The organism is Niveispirillum lacus, from assembly GCF_002251795.1.
In the GTDB taxonomy this organism is placed as follows: domain Bacteria; phylum Pseudomonadota; class Alphaproteobacteria; order Azospirillales; family Azospirillaceae; genus Niveispirillum; species Niveispirillum lacus.
The window spans coordinates 119,554-133,619 of record NZ_NOXU01000025.1 but is presented as its reverse complement, the minus strand read 5'-3'; the positions used below and the strand labels follow the sequence as shown (position 1 = coordinate 133,619).

9 protein-coding genes are annotated in these 14,066 nt (G+C 61.8%); 5 read left to right on the top strand and 4 right to left on the bottom strand.

The genetic code is table 11. The features are described from left to right. Positions 1 to 2: 2 nt before the first annotated feature. Genes CHU95_RS07655 through CHU95_RS07645 form a run of 3 tightly spaced genes read right to left on the bottom strand, consistent with a single transcriptional unit; the run spans position 3 to position 3,740 of the window. Positions 3 to 1,127: an ABC transporter permease gene (locus CHU95_RS07655; RefSeq protein ID WP_094455365.1), complete on the bottom strand. Its 1,125-nt coding sequence runs from the start codon at positions 1,125 to 1,127 to the stop codon at positions 3 to 5. Continuing rightward, positions 1,124 to 2,695, bottom strand: a complete 1,572-nt coding sequence (locus tag CHU95_RS07650; protein ID WP_094455363.1) for an ABC transporter ATP-binding protein — start codon at positions 2,693 to 2,695, stop codon at positions 1,124 to 1,126. The genes CHU95_RS07655 and CHU95_RS07650 overlap by 4 nt, the downstream gene beginning before the upstream one ends. Positions 2,696 to 2,732: 37 nt before the next feature. Beyond that, on the bottom strand, positions 2,733 to 3,740 hold the full coding sequence (locus CHU95_RS07645; RefSeq protein WP_094455361.1) for a BMP family lipoprotein: 1,008 nt from the start codon (positions 3,738 to 3,740) through the stop codon (positions 2,733 to 2,735). A gap of 357 nt (positions 3,741 to 4,097) precedes the next feature. Between CHU95_RS07645 and CHU95_RS07640 the strand changes: the two genes are divergently transcribed. Both CHU95_RS07640 and CHU95_RS07635 read left to right on the top strand, forming a co-directional pair. After that, positions 4,098 to 6,149 (top strand): PhoX family protein, encoded by a 2,052-nt coding sequence (locus tag CHU95_RS07640; RefSeq protein WP_094455359.1) that lies wholly within the window; start codon positions 4,098 to 4,100, stop codon positions 6,147 to 6,149. A gap of 271 nt (positions 6,150 to 6,420) precedes the next feature. Next, positions 6,421 to 8,022 (top strand): alkaline phosphatase D family protein, encoded by a 1,602-nt coding sequence (locus CHU95_RS07635; protein WP_094455479.1) that lies wholly within the window; start codon positions 6,421 to 6,423, stop codon positions 8,020 to 8,022. Between the two features lie 5 nt (positions 8,023 to 8,027). Here CHU95_RS07635 and CHU95_RS07630 read toward each other — a convergent pair whose 3' ends face one another. Beyond that, on the bottom strand, positions 8,028 to 8,603 hold the full coding sequence (locus tag CHU95_RS07630) for a DUF7010 family protein (protein ID WP_165772078.1): 576 nt from the start codon (positions 8,601 to 8,603) through the stop codon (positions 8,028 to 8,030). 63 nt (positions 8,604 to 8,666) lie between these two features. On the opposite strand from CHU95_RS07630, the gene CHU95_RS07625 reads away from it, so the two are divergent. The 3 genes from CHU95_RS07625 to CHU95_RS07615 all read left to right on the top strand — a co-directional run bounded on the left by CHU95_RS07625 (position 8,667) and on the right by CHU95_RS07615 (position 14,031). After that, positions 8,667 to 9,842, top strand: coding sequence for a sensor histidine kinase (locus CHU95_RS07625; RefSeq protein ID WP_094455355.1), 1,176 nt, complete (start codon positions 8,667 to 8,669; stop codon positions 9,840 to 9,842). Next, positions 9,839 to 10,444, top strand: a complete 606-nt coding sequence (locus CHU95_RS07620; protein WP_094455353.1) for a response regulator transcription factor — start codon at positions 9,839 to 9,841, stop codon at positions 10,442 to 10,444. The genes CHU95_RS07625 and CHU95_RS07620 overlap by 4 nt, the downstream gene beginning before the upstream one ends. An 83-nt stretch (positions 10,445 to 10,527) precedes the next feature. Next, entirely contained in the window at positions 10,528 to 14,031 is a 3,504-nt protein-coding gene (locus tag CHU95_RS07615; protein ID WP_094455351.1) for a hybrid sensor histidine kinase/response regulator, read from the top strand. Positions 14,032 to 14,066 lie beyond the last annotated feature (35 nt).

Sequence of the window (14,066 nt, the reverse complement as noted above, 5' to 3'; positions counted from 1 at the left end):
GATCAGGCCCCCGCCGGCTTGGAAGCCGCCACCGGGCGGCGGGAGAAGAGGCGCACCAGGGCCGGACGGAACATATGTTCCAAGGCACCGGCGAACAGGATGACGACACCCTGGATCACCACCACCAGTTCGCGGCTGATGGTCGGGTAATCAAAGACCAGTTCGGTCCCCCCCTGATAGAGCGCGCCGAACAGCAGGGCGGCGGGGATGATGCCGGCAGGATGGTTGCGACCCATCAGGGCCACGGCAATGCCCGTAAAGCCCAGACCCGCCGGGAAATTCAGCATCAGCCGGTGCTGCACCCCATGCAGTTCATTCACGCCCAGCAGGCCGGCGAGCGCACCCGACAGGGCCATGGTCACGACGATGACCCGTTTTGGATCAATGCCAGCATAAAGGGCGGCGTTCTCATTGGCGCCCGTGGCACGCAAGGCAAAGCCCCAGCGCGTGTGCCAGATAAAGGCCCAGACAGCCACACAGGCCAGCAGCGCCAGGAACAGCGAGAAATTCAGCGGCGAGGCCGCCATCTCAATCCCGATACCGGCCATCATGTCGGCCATCATGGGCAGAAACAGAGAGGCGCTAAACGCCTCGCTTTCCGGCGACATCTGCCCCGGTTTGATCAGGACATTAACCATCAGGTAAACCATCAGCGAGGACGCGATGAAATTGAACATGATGGTCGTGATGACGATATGGCTGCCGCGATAGGCCTGCAGCCAGCCAGGGATCGCGGCCCAGAGCGCGCCGAAGGCCGCACCGCCCAGCACCGACAGGGGGAGTGCCGCCCACCAGGGCCAGCCGGGCAGGGACAGCAGCACAAGACCCACCCCCAGACCGCCAATATAGGCCTGCCCCTCGCCGCCGATATTGAACAGGCCGCCATGAAAGGCGATGGCCACGGCGAGTGCCGTGAAGATCAGGCTGGTGGCGTAATAAAGCGTGTAGCCAATGCCCTCACCAGTCCCCAGAGCGCCACGCAGCATGGACCCCAGCGCACCCAGCGGATCCTCGCCAATCGCCAGAATGACCAGGGCTGAGACGGCCAGTGCCAGGCCCACATTGATTGCGGGCAGCAGCAGACCTGTCACCCACCAGGGAAGATTATCGGAACCGCCCGCACTCATGCCGAAACCCCTTCAGCGGTCGGGCTGTCCTTAATGCCCGCCATCATCGTCCCGATCCGGCCCTCTGTCGCCTCTGCCGCCGACAGTTCGCCTACGATCTCACCATCGCACATCACCAGAATACGGTCGGATAGGGCCAGTATCTCATCCAACTCTGCCGAGACCAGCAGGATGGCCTTGCCCCGGTCGCGAAGCGACACAAGCTGACGGTGAATGAACGCGATCGCGCCGATATCGACACCGCGTGTCGGCTGTCCCACCAGCAGGATATCCGGCTCCCGTTCCATCTCGCGGGCCATGACCAGCTTCTGCTGATTGCCGCCCGAAAACAATGCAGTGCGCAAATTAGGGTTGGGTGGGCGTACGTCAAATTGTTCCATTAACGAAACAGTCTTGGCAATGGTGCGCTTCCAATCCAGCCGCCAGCCCTTGGACAAAGATTTATCCTGGTGGTACCCCAGGATAGCACTTTCATGGGCCGGAAAGTCCTTGATCACGGCCAGCTTCAGCCGGTCTTCCGGTACATGGGCAACGCCCCGGCGGCGGGCATCGGCCGCGTCATATTGAGTGGCTGGACCGATATCTTCACCCTTCAGCGTAACCGTTCCGCTAACGAAACGGCACATGCCGGACAGAACTTCCAGTAACTCTGACTGACCATTGCCGGCTACCCCGGCGATGCCCACAATCTCGCCGGCCCGTACGGTCAGGCAGGCATCCTTCAGCGTCGTGACCCCGCGCGCATCGACGACATTCAGGTTCTGTGCCGCCAACAAGACCGGGCCGGGTTTCGCGGGTGCCTTATCCACCGACAGCGAGGTCTTGCGCCCCACCATGGCATCGGCCAGGGCCTGACGGTCGGTTTCGGCAGTGACAAACTCCGCAACCACTTGACCCCGGCGTAGCACCGACACCCGGTCGGTGATGGCCATAATCTCTTTCAGTTTGTGGGTAATCAGCAGGACGGTACGCCCCTGCTGGCGCAGCCGTTCCAGAATGCGGAACAACTGCTCCACCTCTGGCGGGGACAGAACGGCCGTCGGTTCGTCCAGGATCAGCACGTCGGCCCCGCGATAGAGCGCCTTCAGAATCTCCACGCGCTGTTGCACGCCGACGGGCAGGTCGCAGACCAGCGCGTCCAGCGGCACCTCCAGTCCGAACTGCTGTTCCAGCGCCTGTACTTCGGTTCGCGCACGGGCCATGGCGGGACCCAGGACCGGTCCGCCCTCATGTCCCAGCAGGAGGTTTTCCAGAACGGTGAAGGTCTCTACCAGCATGAAATGCTGATGTACCATGCCAATGCCCAGGCGGATCGCATCCTGAGGTGTGCGGATATCAACCTGCTTGCCGCGAACCAGAATCTCTCCGGCATCCGCCTCATAGAAGCCGTACAGAATGCTCATCAAGGTGGACTTGCCGGCCCCGTTCTCCCCCACCAGCCCATGAATGCTGGAGGGGGCGAAACGCAGCGTCACGTCGCGGTTGGCATGGACCGGGCCGAATCGCTTGTCGATGCCGACAAGTTCGACCGCCCAGGCGGGGGAAGCGGAGGAGGGGGCGGCCGACATGGGTCCTGCTCAGGCGCAAAAATCAGTCAGGGGACGATCAGTACTTGCAGCCCTTGGCGTCGTCATAATTGGCGACGGTGCGGGCGCCGGACTTGATGTCGGCGGTGGCCTTGTCCACGGCGGCCTTCATGGCCGGCGTGATCAGCGCTTTGTTATTGTCGTCAAAGGCCCAGCCAACGCCATCCTCCTTCAGGCCCAGGCGGCGGTGACCCGCCTTCCAGGTGCCGTCCTGCGCGGTCTTGAATGCCTCATAAGCGGCGATATCCACGCGCTTGACCATGGAGGTCAGCACCTTGCCAGGGAACAGGTAGTTCTGGTTGCTGTCGACACCGATGGACAGCTTACCAGCATCGCTTGCCGCCTGCAGAACGCCCATGCCGGTCTGCCCTGCGGCGGCGAAGATCACATCGGCCCCGCGGTCAAACTGGCTTTTGGCCAGTTCGCTGCCGCGCGTGGGATCGGCCCAGGCGGCGGGTGTGGAGCCGGCCATGTTAGCGATGACGTTGGCTTTGGGATTGGTGGCCTTCACGCCCTGTTCATAGCCGCAAGCAAAACGGCGGATCAGCGGGATATCCATGCCGCCGATAAAGCCCACTGTCCCCGTCTTGGATGCCATGGCCGCCAGAACGCCGACGAGGTAGGAGCCTTCATGTTCAGCAAATTCAATCGACTGCACATTGGGAAGGTCGACCTTCCCATCGATCAGGGTGAAACGGACATTGGGAAACTCCTTGGCCACCTTTTCCACCGACGGAGCCATGGAGAAACCAACAGAGACGATGATATCGGCATTGCGGCTGGCCAGACGGCGCAGGAACTGTTCACGCTGCGCCTCATTGGTGACCTCGAACCAGCGGAAATTAGTGCCCGTATCCTTCTTGAAACGTTCGGCGCCGTTATTGGCCCCCTCATTGAACGACTTGTCAAAACGACCGCCCATGTCGAAGACGATGGCCGGTTCGAACCCGAAAGCGGGCGCGACCGTGGCGGCGGTGGACATGAAAAGGGCAAGGGCCGCGGCTGCGGCACGACGGGTAAACTTCATCGGCTCCGTTCCGAACAGGGGAACCCCGGGCAGCAGTCCCAAAACGGGCGCCACCGGGAAAGGGTCCCAGCAATCATACCAGCCTGTGAAGCTAGCCAGTTCGCAAGCGCACGGCAAGGTGACAAAGCCTGTCGGTCTCTTTGGCGATGCGGAATCTGCCGCCTGTGTCACATCGCCGCCCTTCAGGTCTGGCAGCAGGCTGTCAAATAACTGTAGCTTGCGGGGCGTATGTAATACCCACCTCTCGTGATCGTCATCGATCCGGAGAGGTGACTGACGTCCTTAAATGCTGGGTGAGGCCATCCAGCAGCGTGTGAACAACCTGAAGAACATCCTCTTACGTCGGAGTGAGCACCCATGTCCGAGAACCGTTTCCTGACCCATGCAGAGTTTGAGGCCATCCAGGATACGGGCGCGTCGCCGGACAGTGAGCCGACCTTTGGCGAGGTGATTCAGGCCAGGCTGGGTCGGCGCGACATCCTGCGCGGCCTGCTGGGCACGAGCGCGATCGCCGCTTTTGCCCCGGCTGTGCCCGTGGTCCTGATGGCGGACGAGGCGCAGGCGGCGGGGGCCGCCGGGAAGCAGGCTGGATTCGGCTTCAGCTTCGAGGAGCTGACACGCGGTATTGATGCCAAGCACCATGTGGCGCCCGGTTATGATGCGGATGTCCTGATCCGGTGGGGCGATCCTTTGTTCGCCGACAGCCCGGATTTTGACCCGTACAAGCAGAGCGCCGCCAGCCAGTTGCAGCAGTTCGGCTATAATTGCGATTACACGGCCTTTTTCCCGCTGCCCCAGGGTTCCAACAGTGCTGATCATGGGCTGCTGTGGGTGAACCATGAATATACCCAGGCCGAGATGATGTTCCCCGGTCTGGCCCCGGAAGGCCAGGATCGCTATCCGCCCGAGGCCGTTACCAAGGAAATCGTGGAGATCGAGATGGCGGCCCATAGTGGCAGCCTGGTTGAGGTCAAGCGGGGCAAGGATGGCAAGTGGGCCTATGTGAAGGGCGGCAAGTTCAACCGCCGTATCAACGCGCTCAACACTAAGATGGTATTTACAGGGCCGGCGGCGGGCCATGTCCGCATGAAGACCAAGGAGCATCCGGATGGGCGCAGCGTCATCGGCATGCTGAATAATTGCGCGGGCGGCGTCACCCCCTGGGGCACGGTCCTGTCGGGTGAGGAGAATATCGACGGCTATTTCATGGGGACCGTCGATCAGACCCACCCCGAACAGCGCAATTATGACCGCATGACGGTGCCATCGCCCTGGTACCAGTGGGGGCGGTTCCAGGACCGGTTCCATATCAACAAGGAACCTTATGGCGCGAATCACTATGGATGGATCGTGGAGATCGACCCCTATGACCCGACCAGCACGCCGCGCAAGCTGACAGCGCTGGGCCGGTTCAAACATGAAGGGGCCGGCGTCACCGTGAACAAGGATGGCCGGGTCGTCGTCTATATGGGCGATGATCAGCGGTTCGAGCATGTGTATCGGTTCGTGTCCAAGGGCAAGTTCAACCCGGCCGACCGCAAGGCCAACATGACACTGCTGGATGACGGTACCCTGTCGGTGGCGCGGTTCGATGCCGATGGCACCGTCACCTGGCTGCCGCTGGTACAGGGGCAGGGGCCGCTGACGCCCGCCAACGGTTTCAAGGATCAGGGCGATGTGGTCATCGCGGCTCGCATTGCCGCCACGCTGGTCGGCGCCACCCGCATGGACCGGCCAGAGGATGTGGAGGTCAATCCCAAGACCGGGCTGGTCTATGTCATGCTGACCAACAATGACGACCGTTTGCCTGATCTGCCCCATCATGTGGCTGCGTCCCGGCCCAATGCCGCCAACCCGCGCGCGGCCAACAGTTGGGGCCATATTATCGAGATGCACCCGCCGGGCGGTGACCATGCGGCGTCTAAGTTCAAATGGGAGATCCTGGTCAAGGCCGGCAATCCAGCGGACCCGAAGACCGGTGCCAGCTTCAACAAGGCCACCACGGAAAATGGCTGGTTCTCCTGCCCCGACAATTGCGCCTTCGACAGTATGGGACGCCTGTGGGTGGGCACAGACCAGGGGTCCAAGTGGCAATGGACATCCGGGTCGTCCGACGGCATCTGGGCCATGGAAACACAAGGCCCGCTGCGTGGTACCGCGCGCCTGTTCTTCCGCACACCCGTTGGCGCGGAATTGACGGGTCCCACCTTCACGCCCGATGACCAGACACTGTTCGTGTCCGTCCAGCATCCGGGATCAGACGCCGTGGATCGGGTCACCAAGTCCGGTAACCGTAACGGCACCTTCGCCGATCCAGGTACACGCTGGCCCGACTTCAAGGACAATATGCCCGCACGCCCGTCAGTGGTCGTGATCACCAAGAAGGGTGGGGGGGCAATCGGCGCGTGAGGGGTATATTCTGTTCCTGTCTCCCCGGCCTTTGCCGGGGAGGCGAATGATACCAGGGTCTTGAAATACCCGCTTATGGGTATTGCAGGTGTGGCGCCGGTCTGCTTTGTAACTTTATTATAATCCATCGGACACTTGCCAATGCGGCTCCACCGGTGTCACAAGCAAGGGTGACGAAACCGGAAGGCCGGTTTGTCTGTTTGCCGCCAAGTCCGCCCGCTGATCCGTCACCCTGGCGGCAGTGGTGGTCATCTTTCGTGGGTTGTCCTTGATGAAGTCCGTGCTGCCGTCGACCATCGCCCTGTCCCGCCGACAACTGCTGCGGGGGGCTGGGAGTCTGGCAGTGGCGGCGCTGGCCATTCCCGTCGACCCACGTCTGGCTTTCGCGGCTGTCAATTTCATTGATTACCCTTTCCAGTTAGGCGTCGCGTCGGGGGAGCCCTGGCCTGACGGTTTCGTCATCTGGACACGTCTGGCCCCCCGCCCACTGGAACCGGGCTACGGCATGTCCAGCGACATCATCCCCGTCGACTGGGAGGTCGCGGAGGACCGACTGTTCCGCAAGGTGGCGACCAAGGGCACGGCCATGGCCCATCCCGAGCTGGGCCATGCTGTGCATGTCGAGGTCGCGGGCCTGTTGCCGGGCCGTCCCTACTGGTACCGTTTCCGCTGCGGTGACCACCGGTCCATGCAAGGCAGGGCGGTCACCGCGCCCGCTGCGGGCGCGCCTGTGTCGAAACTGCGCTTCGGCATCGCCGGCTGTCAGAATTACGACCAGGGTCTGTTCACCGCTTTCGATCACTTGGCCCGTGAAGAGGTGGATTTCATCTATCACCACGGCGACTATATCTATGAGGGGCACTCAAGGCCCTTCTATTTCAGCCGATATCTGGAAGATACGGTGCCTAGCCCGCGCCGTGCCGACCTGCCCGACCCGGTCTCGCTGGATGAATATCGCCGACGCTATGCCAGGTATAAGCTGGATACCGATCTGCAGAAGGCCCATGCTGCCGCCCCGTGGATTGCGGTCTGGGACGATCATGAGATTGTGGATAATTGGGTCAGCGACTTCAATTGGGACAATACCCCGCCGGATATCTTCCACCTGCGTCGGGCAGCGGCGGCCCAGGCCTATTATGAACATCTGCCTTTCCGCCGGACATCGCTTCCGGACGGGGCGCGGATGCAGCTTTACCGGAAGTTCAGCTTTGGCGATCTGGCCGAGATGCATGTTTTGGATACCCGCCAGTATCGCAGCGACCAGCCCTGCCGCGACGGTTTCCGCGCTGCCTGCCCGGATGTCGACAATCCCAATCTGACCGTTTTGGGTGAGGCACAAGAGCAATGGCTGTTCGATGGGCTGGCGCAGGGCAAGGCACGCTTCAACTTTCTGGCGCAACAGGTGATGCTGATGCCGTGCGACCGGGAACCCGGTGACGCCAATATCCGCAACCTCGATAGTTGGGACCCTTATCGCGTGGCCCGCGCCCGCCTGCTGAAGCACATTCAGGGCAATAACATCCGTAACGCCGTTGTTCTGACGGGTGACGAGCATCAGAACATTGTCGGCAATGTGGTCTTCGACGACAAGGACCCCGCCAGCGCCGTTGTTGCTTCGGAGTTTGTGGTCACGTCCATCTCGTCCGGTGGCGATGGTGGAATGGAACGGCGCAATGCCAAAGGCATGCTGGCCGAGAATCCGCATATTAAACTGATCAATGATCAGCGCGGTTATGGCCTTTGTGAGGTCACCCAGAAGCATCTGACCATGGATCTGAAGGTGCTGGATCAGGTGACTTTACCGGGCGGCAAACTGTCCAGCCGGGCAAAGTTCGCCGTTGATCCAAACAAGCCGGGTGTGCAGAAGGGGTGAGCTTATTAGTCCCTCAGCCGCCGCACATCCATCAGGATAGCCAGCACGGTCAGGCCATAGAGGATCGCCACCGACAATGGCAGCAATGTCAGACGGGCGTCCGGAAGCCAGAACCAGATCAGGGTGGTTATCAGCGCCCGGATAAGAGCATGACCCGCATAAAGGCCCACACGGTCATAGGTCCAGCCAATAATCGGCCAATGGCCTGACATGCCAATGGCCAGGATCAGTGGGGCCAGTTCCGGGCTGATGCTCAGCGAGGCCGCCAGCACCGGCCAGAACAGCAGCATGGAAATGAAGGCAGGCAGCAACACATTTGTCACTGCCGTGCGGTCGCCAATGAAATGGCAGTTGAACAGCTTGGCCAGTAGCAAGGCCAGCGGGAAGATCAGGCCGCTGCCCCAGACAGCCACCATCAACCAGCCCTTGAAGTCCAATAACTGCCCGGCACCGGCCAGAATCAGCCAATAGATCATACCGGCCAGAGGCACAGGAAACCCACCGCTGAGCCGCAGATAGCTTGCCCGCCGATCTGCGGCCACCAGCGCCCGTAGCACCATGCTGTCCATCATAGGGTTCATTGCGCGGTCCATTGTCGCCTCCGTCAGTTCCACTTGTGTTGACCCTAGGGCTCCCCTGTGGGGATGGGCAGTGGCGCATGTCACCCGACCAAGGTGACAGATGTCACTTTTCAGCAGCGTACCCCTCCCTCTATCGTGGCCGATCATGGGGCTGGGGGGGTGGTCTTGGACGGGGTGGCTGCACCGAAACAATTCTGGACCGGGCCATATCCGTGGCTGGCCTATCTGCCCCTGCTGTTCTGGCCCTGGCTCTGGCGTGTGCCGGACGAGCCAAGGCTGCCCCTGATCCTGGTGGTGCTGGCCCTGTTCCTGCCGCTGTATCTGATGGGATACCGGTGGAAGGATGGGCCGAAAAGGGTGGCGGCCCTGTTTGTGCTGCTCTTGTCCTTTGTTCTGACTTGGACCGGGGCGGTATGGACCGTCCTCGCCATCTATGCCGCCGCCATGGTGGCGGATACGCGGCCAGCACGACAGGCTGTGGCGGTGATCGCCGCCTTTATGCTGACGACATTGGTCGTCGGCCTGTGGCGGGGTGGGGCGTGGGTGACATGGGTGCCCGGTTTGGGTCTGATGGCACTGGCGTCCGGCGCCGGCATGGCCAATGCCGCGATCCGGGAGCGAAACCGATTGTTGCTTGTCAGTCAGGATGCCGCGCGCCAACTGGCAGCGTTGGCGGAACGGGAGCGGATCGGTCGCGATCTGCATGACCTCCTGGGCCGTACACTCACCCTGGTATCGATCAAGGCAGAACTGGCGGCCCGGCTGGCCGGCCGCGATCCGGTAAAAGCGGAACAAGAGATGCGTGACGTCGCGCAAGCCGCGCGGGAGGCGTTGGTAGAAGTTCGGGCCGCCGTTACCGGCATGGTGGCCAGCCTTCCGCGGGAACTGGATGCTGCCCGATTGGCCTGTAGCGCCGCGGGCATTGAATTCCAAGTCGAAGGACGGCCGGACACGCTGGGGCAGGGCGCCGGCGCTGTCCTGGCCATGGTCATGCGAGAGGCGGTGACCAATGTCGTCCGCCATTCGGGGGCTGCTTCCTGTCGCATTCTGATTGCCACGCAGCCAGGGCGGGTCCAACTGTCAGTGACGGATGACGGGAACGGGGGTTCCATGATTGAAGGATCGGGGCTGCAAGGTCTGCGTGCGCGGGTCGCAGCGGCAGGCGGGACGCTGTTGATCAATTCCGGTTCCGCCGGAACCGAGGTGGTGGTGACCATGCCCGATACAGGTGCCCCATGATCCGCGTTGTGGTGGCAGAAGATCAGTCCCTTGTCCTGGCAGCCCTGTCGGCGCTGATCGCGTTGGATGGCGATATCGAGGTGGTGGCCCAGACGCGCGATGGCGCCGCTGCGCTGGATGCCGTGCGTCGGCTCTCTCCCGACCTGTTGCTGTCGGACATCGAAATGCCGGGCATGACAGGGTTGGAAGTCGCAGACATTATCCAGGCCGAACGGTTGAAGACCCGCGTGGTCATTGTCACTACCTTTGGCCGAGCGGGTTATCTGAAACGGGCCATGGCGGCCGGGGTGCGCGGTTACCTTTTGAAAGATGCGCCGCCGGAAATGCTGACACAGGCGTTACGGCAGGTGGCTGCGGGCGGCAAGGCCATTGCGCCGGAGCTGGCGGCCAGTATGTGGGACGCGGGCGACGACCCACTGACCGATCGGGAGCGCACCATCATCCGGCTGGCGGAGGAGGGGCGTACCAACAAGGAGATCGCCCTGTTGCTGGATCTGTCCCCTGGCACGGTTCGCAACTATCTGTCGGAAGCTGTGCTGAAGTTGGGGGCGACCAATCGGATTGATGCCGCACGCATTGCCCGCAGCCAAGGATGGCTGTAGCCCCCGACCAACGCCCGCAATGACGGCGCGCCCGCGATCGGCGTAAGATAAGCCCAACAAAGAGCGCCCAAGGGGGGGCATGCATGTCGAGCTGGCCGATTCTGGGGTTGGCGCTGGGCTATCTGGCGGCCTTGTTTGCCATCGCCTGGTGGGGTGACCGTTATGCGACCAAGCAGCCGGAGGTGCAGGAGCGCCGGGCCCCGCTGCTTTATGCCATGTCGCTGGCGGTCTATTGCACCTCCTGGACCTTTTATGGAGCCATCGGACGGGCAGCAGCCAGTGGTTGGGATTTTCTGTCTATCTATGTAGGGCCGATCCTGCTGTTCAGCCTGGGCTGGCCCATCCTGGCCAAAATGGTTCGGGTGGCAAAAGCCGAAAACACCGTCTCCATCTCTGATTTCATTTCCGCGCGTTATGGCAAAAGCAGGGTGCTGGCGGCCTTGATCACCGTCATGGCCGTCACGGTGGTGTTGCCCTATTTCGCGCTGCAATTGAAAGCCATCACCATCAGCCTGGAAGCGCTGGCTGGTGATCCGTTTGCCAACCGGGTGATGGATATCCCAGGCGAGACCACGTTCCTCATCACCTGTGCCATGGCCCTGTTCGCGATCCTGTTCGGGGTTCGGAATATCCATGCCAATGAGCATCATCGCGGCCTGATGATGGCGATATCCACTGAAAGTCTGGTGAAGCTGGGGGCTGCCCTGGTCGTGGGGGCGGGCATTGTGTTTGCGGTTGCGGGCGGGCCGTCCGGTATCTTTGAACGGGCTGCCGGTGATCCGAAACTGGCGCACCTGTTGACGCCGCATTTCGGGGCAAGCTGGTGGTCCATTACCTTGCTGGCGGCCCTGGCCATTCTTTGCCTGCCACGTCAGTTTCATGTGACGGTGGTGGAGAACACCCATGTTGGTGACATCCGCACCGCCAGTTGGTTGTTTCCGCTTTATTTGGTGGCCATCAATATCTTCGTGCTGCCTGTGGCGCTGGCCGGGTTGATGATGTTCCCTGATGGCAGCGTCAATGCCGACACATTTCTGGTCACCATCCCACAGAGGCTGGGCCATGATTGGATGGCGATACTGGCCTTTCTGGGCGGCCTCTCGGCGGCGACAAGCATGATCATTGTCGGTGCTGTCGCCCTGTCCACCATGGTCTGCAACGATCTGATCGTGCCGATCCTGATGGCCATTCCGTCGGCCATGCGCCGCTGGCAGAACGATCCCAAATCCATGCTGCTGACAGTACGGCGGGTGGCGGTGGTGGCCCTGCTGGGCATGGCCTACCTTTATTATCTGATGATTGGCACGACCTTCCCGCTGGCCACGATTGGAACGGTCAGTTTTGCCGGTGTCGCTCAGTTCGCGCCGGCATTGCTGATGGGCCTGTTCTTTCGGCGCGTGACCAAGGCTGGGGCGATCTGTGGTTTGGTCACGGGATTTGTCGCCTGGGTCTATACGGTGCTGATCCCGTCCTTCGCCGTGGCTGGCCTGGTGCCAGGCCATCTGATGGATCAAGGTCTGTTCGGCGTGGACTGGCTGACCCCCACCGGTCTTGGCGGCATCCATGATCTGGACACGCTGGCCCACGGCGCCTTGACCAGTCTGGGCCTCAACCTGTTCATGATCGCGCTTGTCTCTGGCATCACCGGTCAGTCCGACCTGGAGAAGCAGCAGGCCCGGCGCTTTGTTTCGATGCGCCATGACGCGCAGGACGGGGTGCGTCCGGCGCGGGGTGCTACCCTGGGTGACCTTTATGAGTTAGCGGCGCGCTATGTGGGCCGAACGCGATCGGAACCGGTGTTCCGCGATCTGGTCGCCCAACGTGTTGCCCATGGCGGGGATGAGGATTTTGAGGCCGGGCTGAAGGACCGGATTGATGAGGAGGCGGTGCAAGCCACCGAATGGCTGTTGGCCGGCGCCATCGGCTCTGCCTCAGCCCGTGTCGTGGTGGCGAGCTTGCTGTCCGACCGGCGTCTGTCGCGGTCTGACGCCCGCTCCATTATCGACGAGGCGTCGAGGGTCATCCTGGACCAGCATGTCCTGATGCGCTCCACCCTGGAAAATGTTGGCAAGGGCATCTGCGCGGTGGACAAGGATTTCCGGTTGCGCCTGTGGAACCGCCGCTTTCTGGAGATGCTGGAGGTGCCGGACGGGTTGATCAAGGTGGGAACACCCATGGGGGAACTGGTTGCTTATCTGCAAAGCCAGGGCGAATTCGGGGATGAGGGGGAGACGGAAACCCTGTTTGCCCGCCGTCTGGACCCAAAGCGCCGTGACCTGCCTGACAGTTTTCACCGCACCCGCCCCGACGGATCGGTGTTGGAAATCATCTCTAACCCGCTGCCTGATGGCGGTTTTGTCGCTGTCTATACCGATGTGACCGAACGGCACCGTGCGGCGGAGGCGTTGCGTGCTGCCAATGAAGGGCTGGAACGTGGCATTGCCGAACGCACTATCGATCTGGCCATTGCCAAGTCAGAGGCCGACCGTGCCAACCAATCCAAGACCCGGCTGTTGGCAGCGGTCAGTCATGATTTGCTCCAGCCGCTGCATGCCGCGCGTCTGTTCATCTCCGCCGCCCTGGACAGGGGGCCGGATGTGCTGGTGACCCAGGCCGACGCGGCCCTGCGTTCAGTGGAACAGTTGCTTGGGGATCTGCTCGACATCACCAAGCTGGATACTGGTGTGGTTAAGCCCAACCGTACCGCCGTGATCATTGATGATGTGTTGCGGCCGCTGACCGATGAGCTGGCCGTTGTGGCCCAGCGCCATGGGCTGGCACTTCGCTTTGTGCCCTGCAAGGCAACGGTCGATACAGATGCTGTCCTTCTGCGCCGCATTGTCCAAAATCTGTTGGCCAATGCTCTGCGCTATACCCCGCGCGGCCGAATTCTTGTTGGCTGCCGCCATGTGACGGGGGCTTTGCGCATTGAGGTCTGGGACACCGGGCCCGGCATCCCGGAAGAAAAGCGCCAGGAGATTTTCAAGGAGTTCCGGCAACTGGGTAACAGCCAGAATGACCGGGACAAAGGCTTAGGCTTGGGCCTGTCCATTGTTGAACGGTTCGCGGCCATCCTGGATCATAAAGTGTCGCTGCGGTCCGTAGTGGGAAAAGGGTCCTGTTTTGCGGTGGAGGTGCCGCTGGCCGCCCGCGCCGCCGATACGCAAAGGCCAGTCGCTGGCGCCAGTGTCACGGGCTTGGAAGGCACGTTGGTCTTATGTGTGGAAAATGAACCGGCCATTGCCCAGGCCACCATTGCCCTGCTGTCCGGCTGGTCATGTGAAGTTGTGTGGGGGGCGACAGGGGCCGACGCGGTGGCCGCGATTGCCGGTAGGGTACCTGATGTGGTGCTGACCGACTATCATCTCGATCATGGGATGAGCGGTCTGGAGGCACTGGCACTGATCCGTGCCACTTATGGTCCCGATCTTCCCGCCGCCGTCATCACCGCCGACCGCACCGATGCGGTGAAGGATAGTGTGGCCCAGGCTGGTTGCCGCATCCTTTACAAGCCGGTCCGCCCAGGTGCCCTGCGAGCATTGCTAAGTCATATGGTGGCGGAAAAACGCCGGGGCAGGGCAGCGTAACAGGCGCCCAAGAAAAAGCGTGTGCCTTCGGGTTG

Coding starts and splice junctions, on each gene's coding strand:
- CHU95_RS07630 (WP_165772078.1), bottom strand. CDS start 8,603: ATGAACCCTATGATGGACAGCATGGTGCTACGGGCGCTGGTGGCCGCA.
- CHU95_RS07640 (WP_094455359.1), top strand. CDS start 4,098: ATGTCCGAGAACCGTTTCCTGACCCATGCAGAGTTTGAGGCCATCCAG.
- CHU95_RS07625 (WP_094455355.1), top strand. CDS start 8,667: ATGGGCAGTGGCGCATGTCACCCGACCAAGGTGACAGATGTCACTTTT.
- CHU95_RS07645 (WP_094455361.1), bottom strand. CDS start 3,740: ATGAAGTTTACCCGTCGTGCCGCAGCCGCGGCCCTTGCCCTTTTCATG.
- CHU95_RS07650 (WP_094455363.1), bottom strand. CDS start 2,695: ATGTCGGCCGCCCCCTCCTCCGCTTCCCCCGCCTGGGCGGTCGAACTT.
- CHU95_RS07635 (WP_094455479.1), top strand. CDS start 6,421: ATGAAGTCCGTGCTGCCGTCGACCATCGCCCTGTCCCGCCGACAACTG.
- CHU95_RS07620 (WP_094455353.1), top strand. CDS start 9,839: ATGATCCGCGTTGTGGTGGCAGAAGATCAGTCCCTTGTCCTGGCAGCC.
- CHU95_RS07615 (WP_094455351.1), top strand. CDS start 10,528: ATGTCGAGCTGGCCGATTCTGGGGTTGGCGCTGGGCTATCTGGCGGCC.
- CHU95_RS07655 (WP_094455365.1), bottom strand. CDS start 1,127: ATGAGTGCGGGCGGTTCCGATAATCTTCCCTGGTGGGTGACAGGTCTG.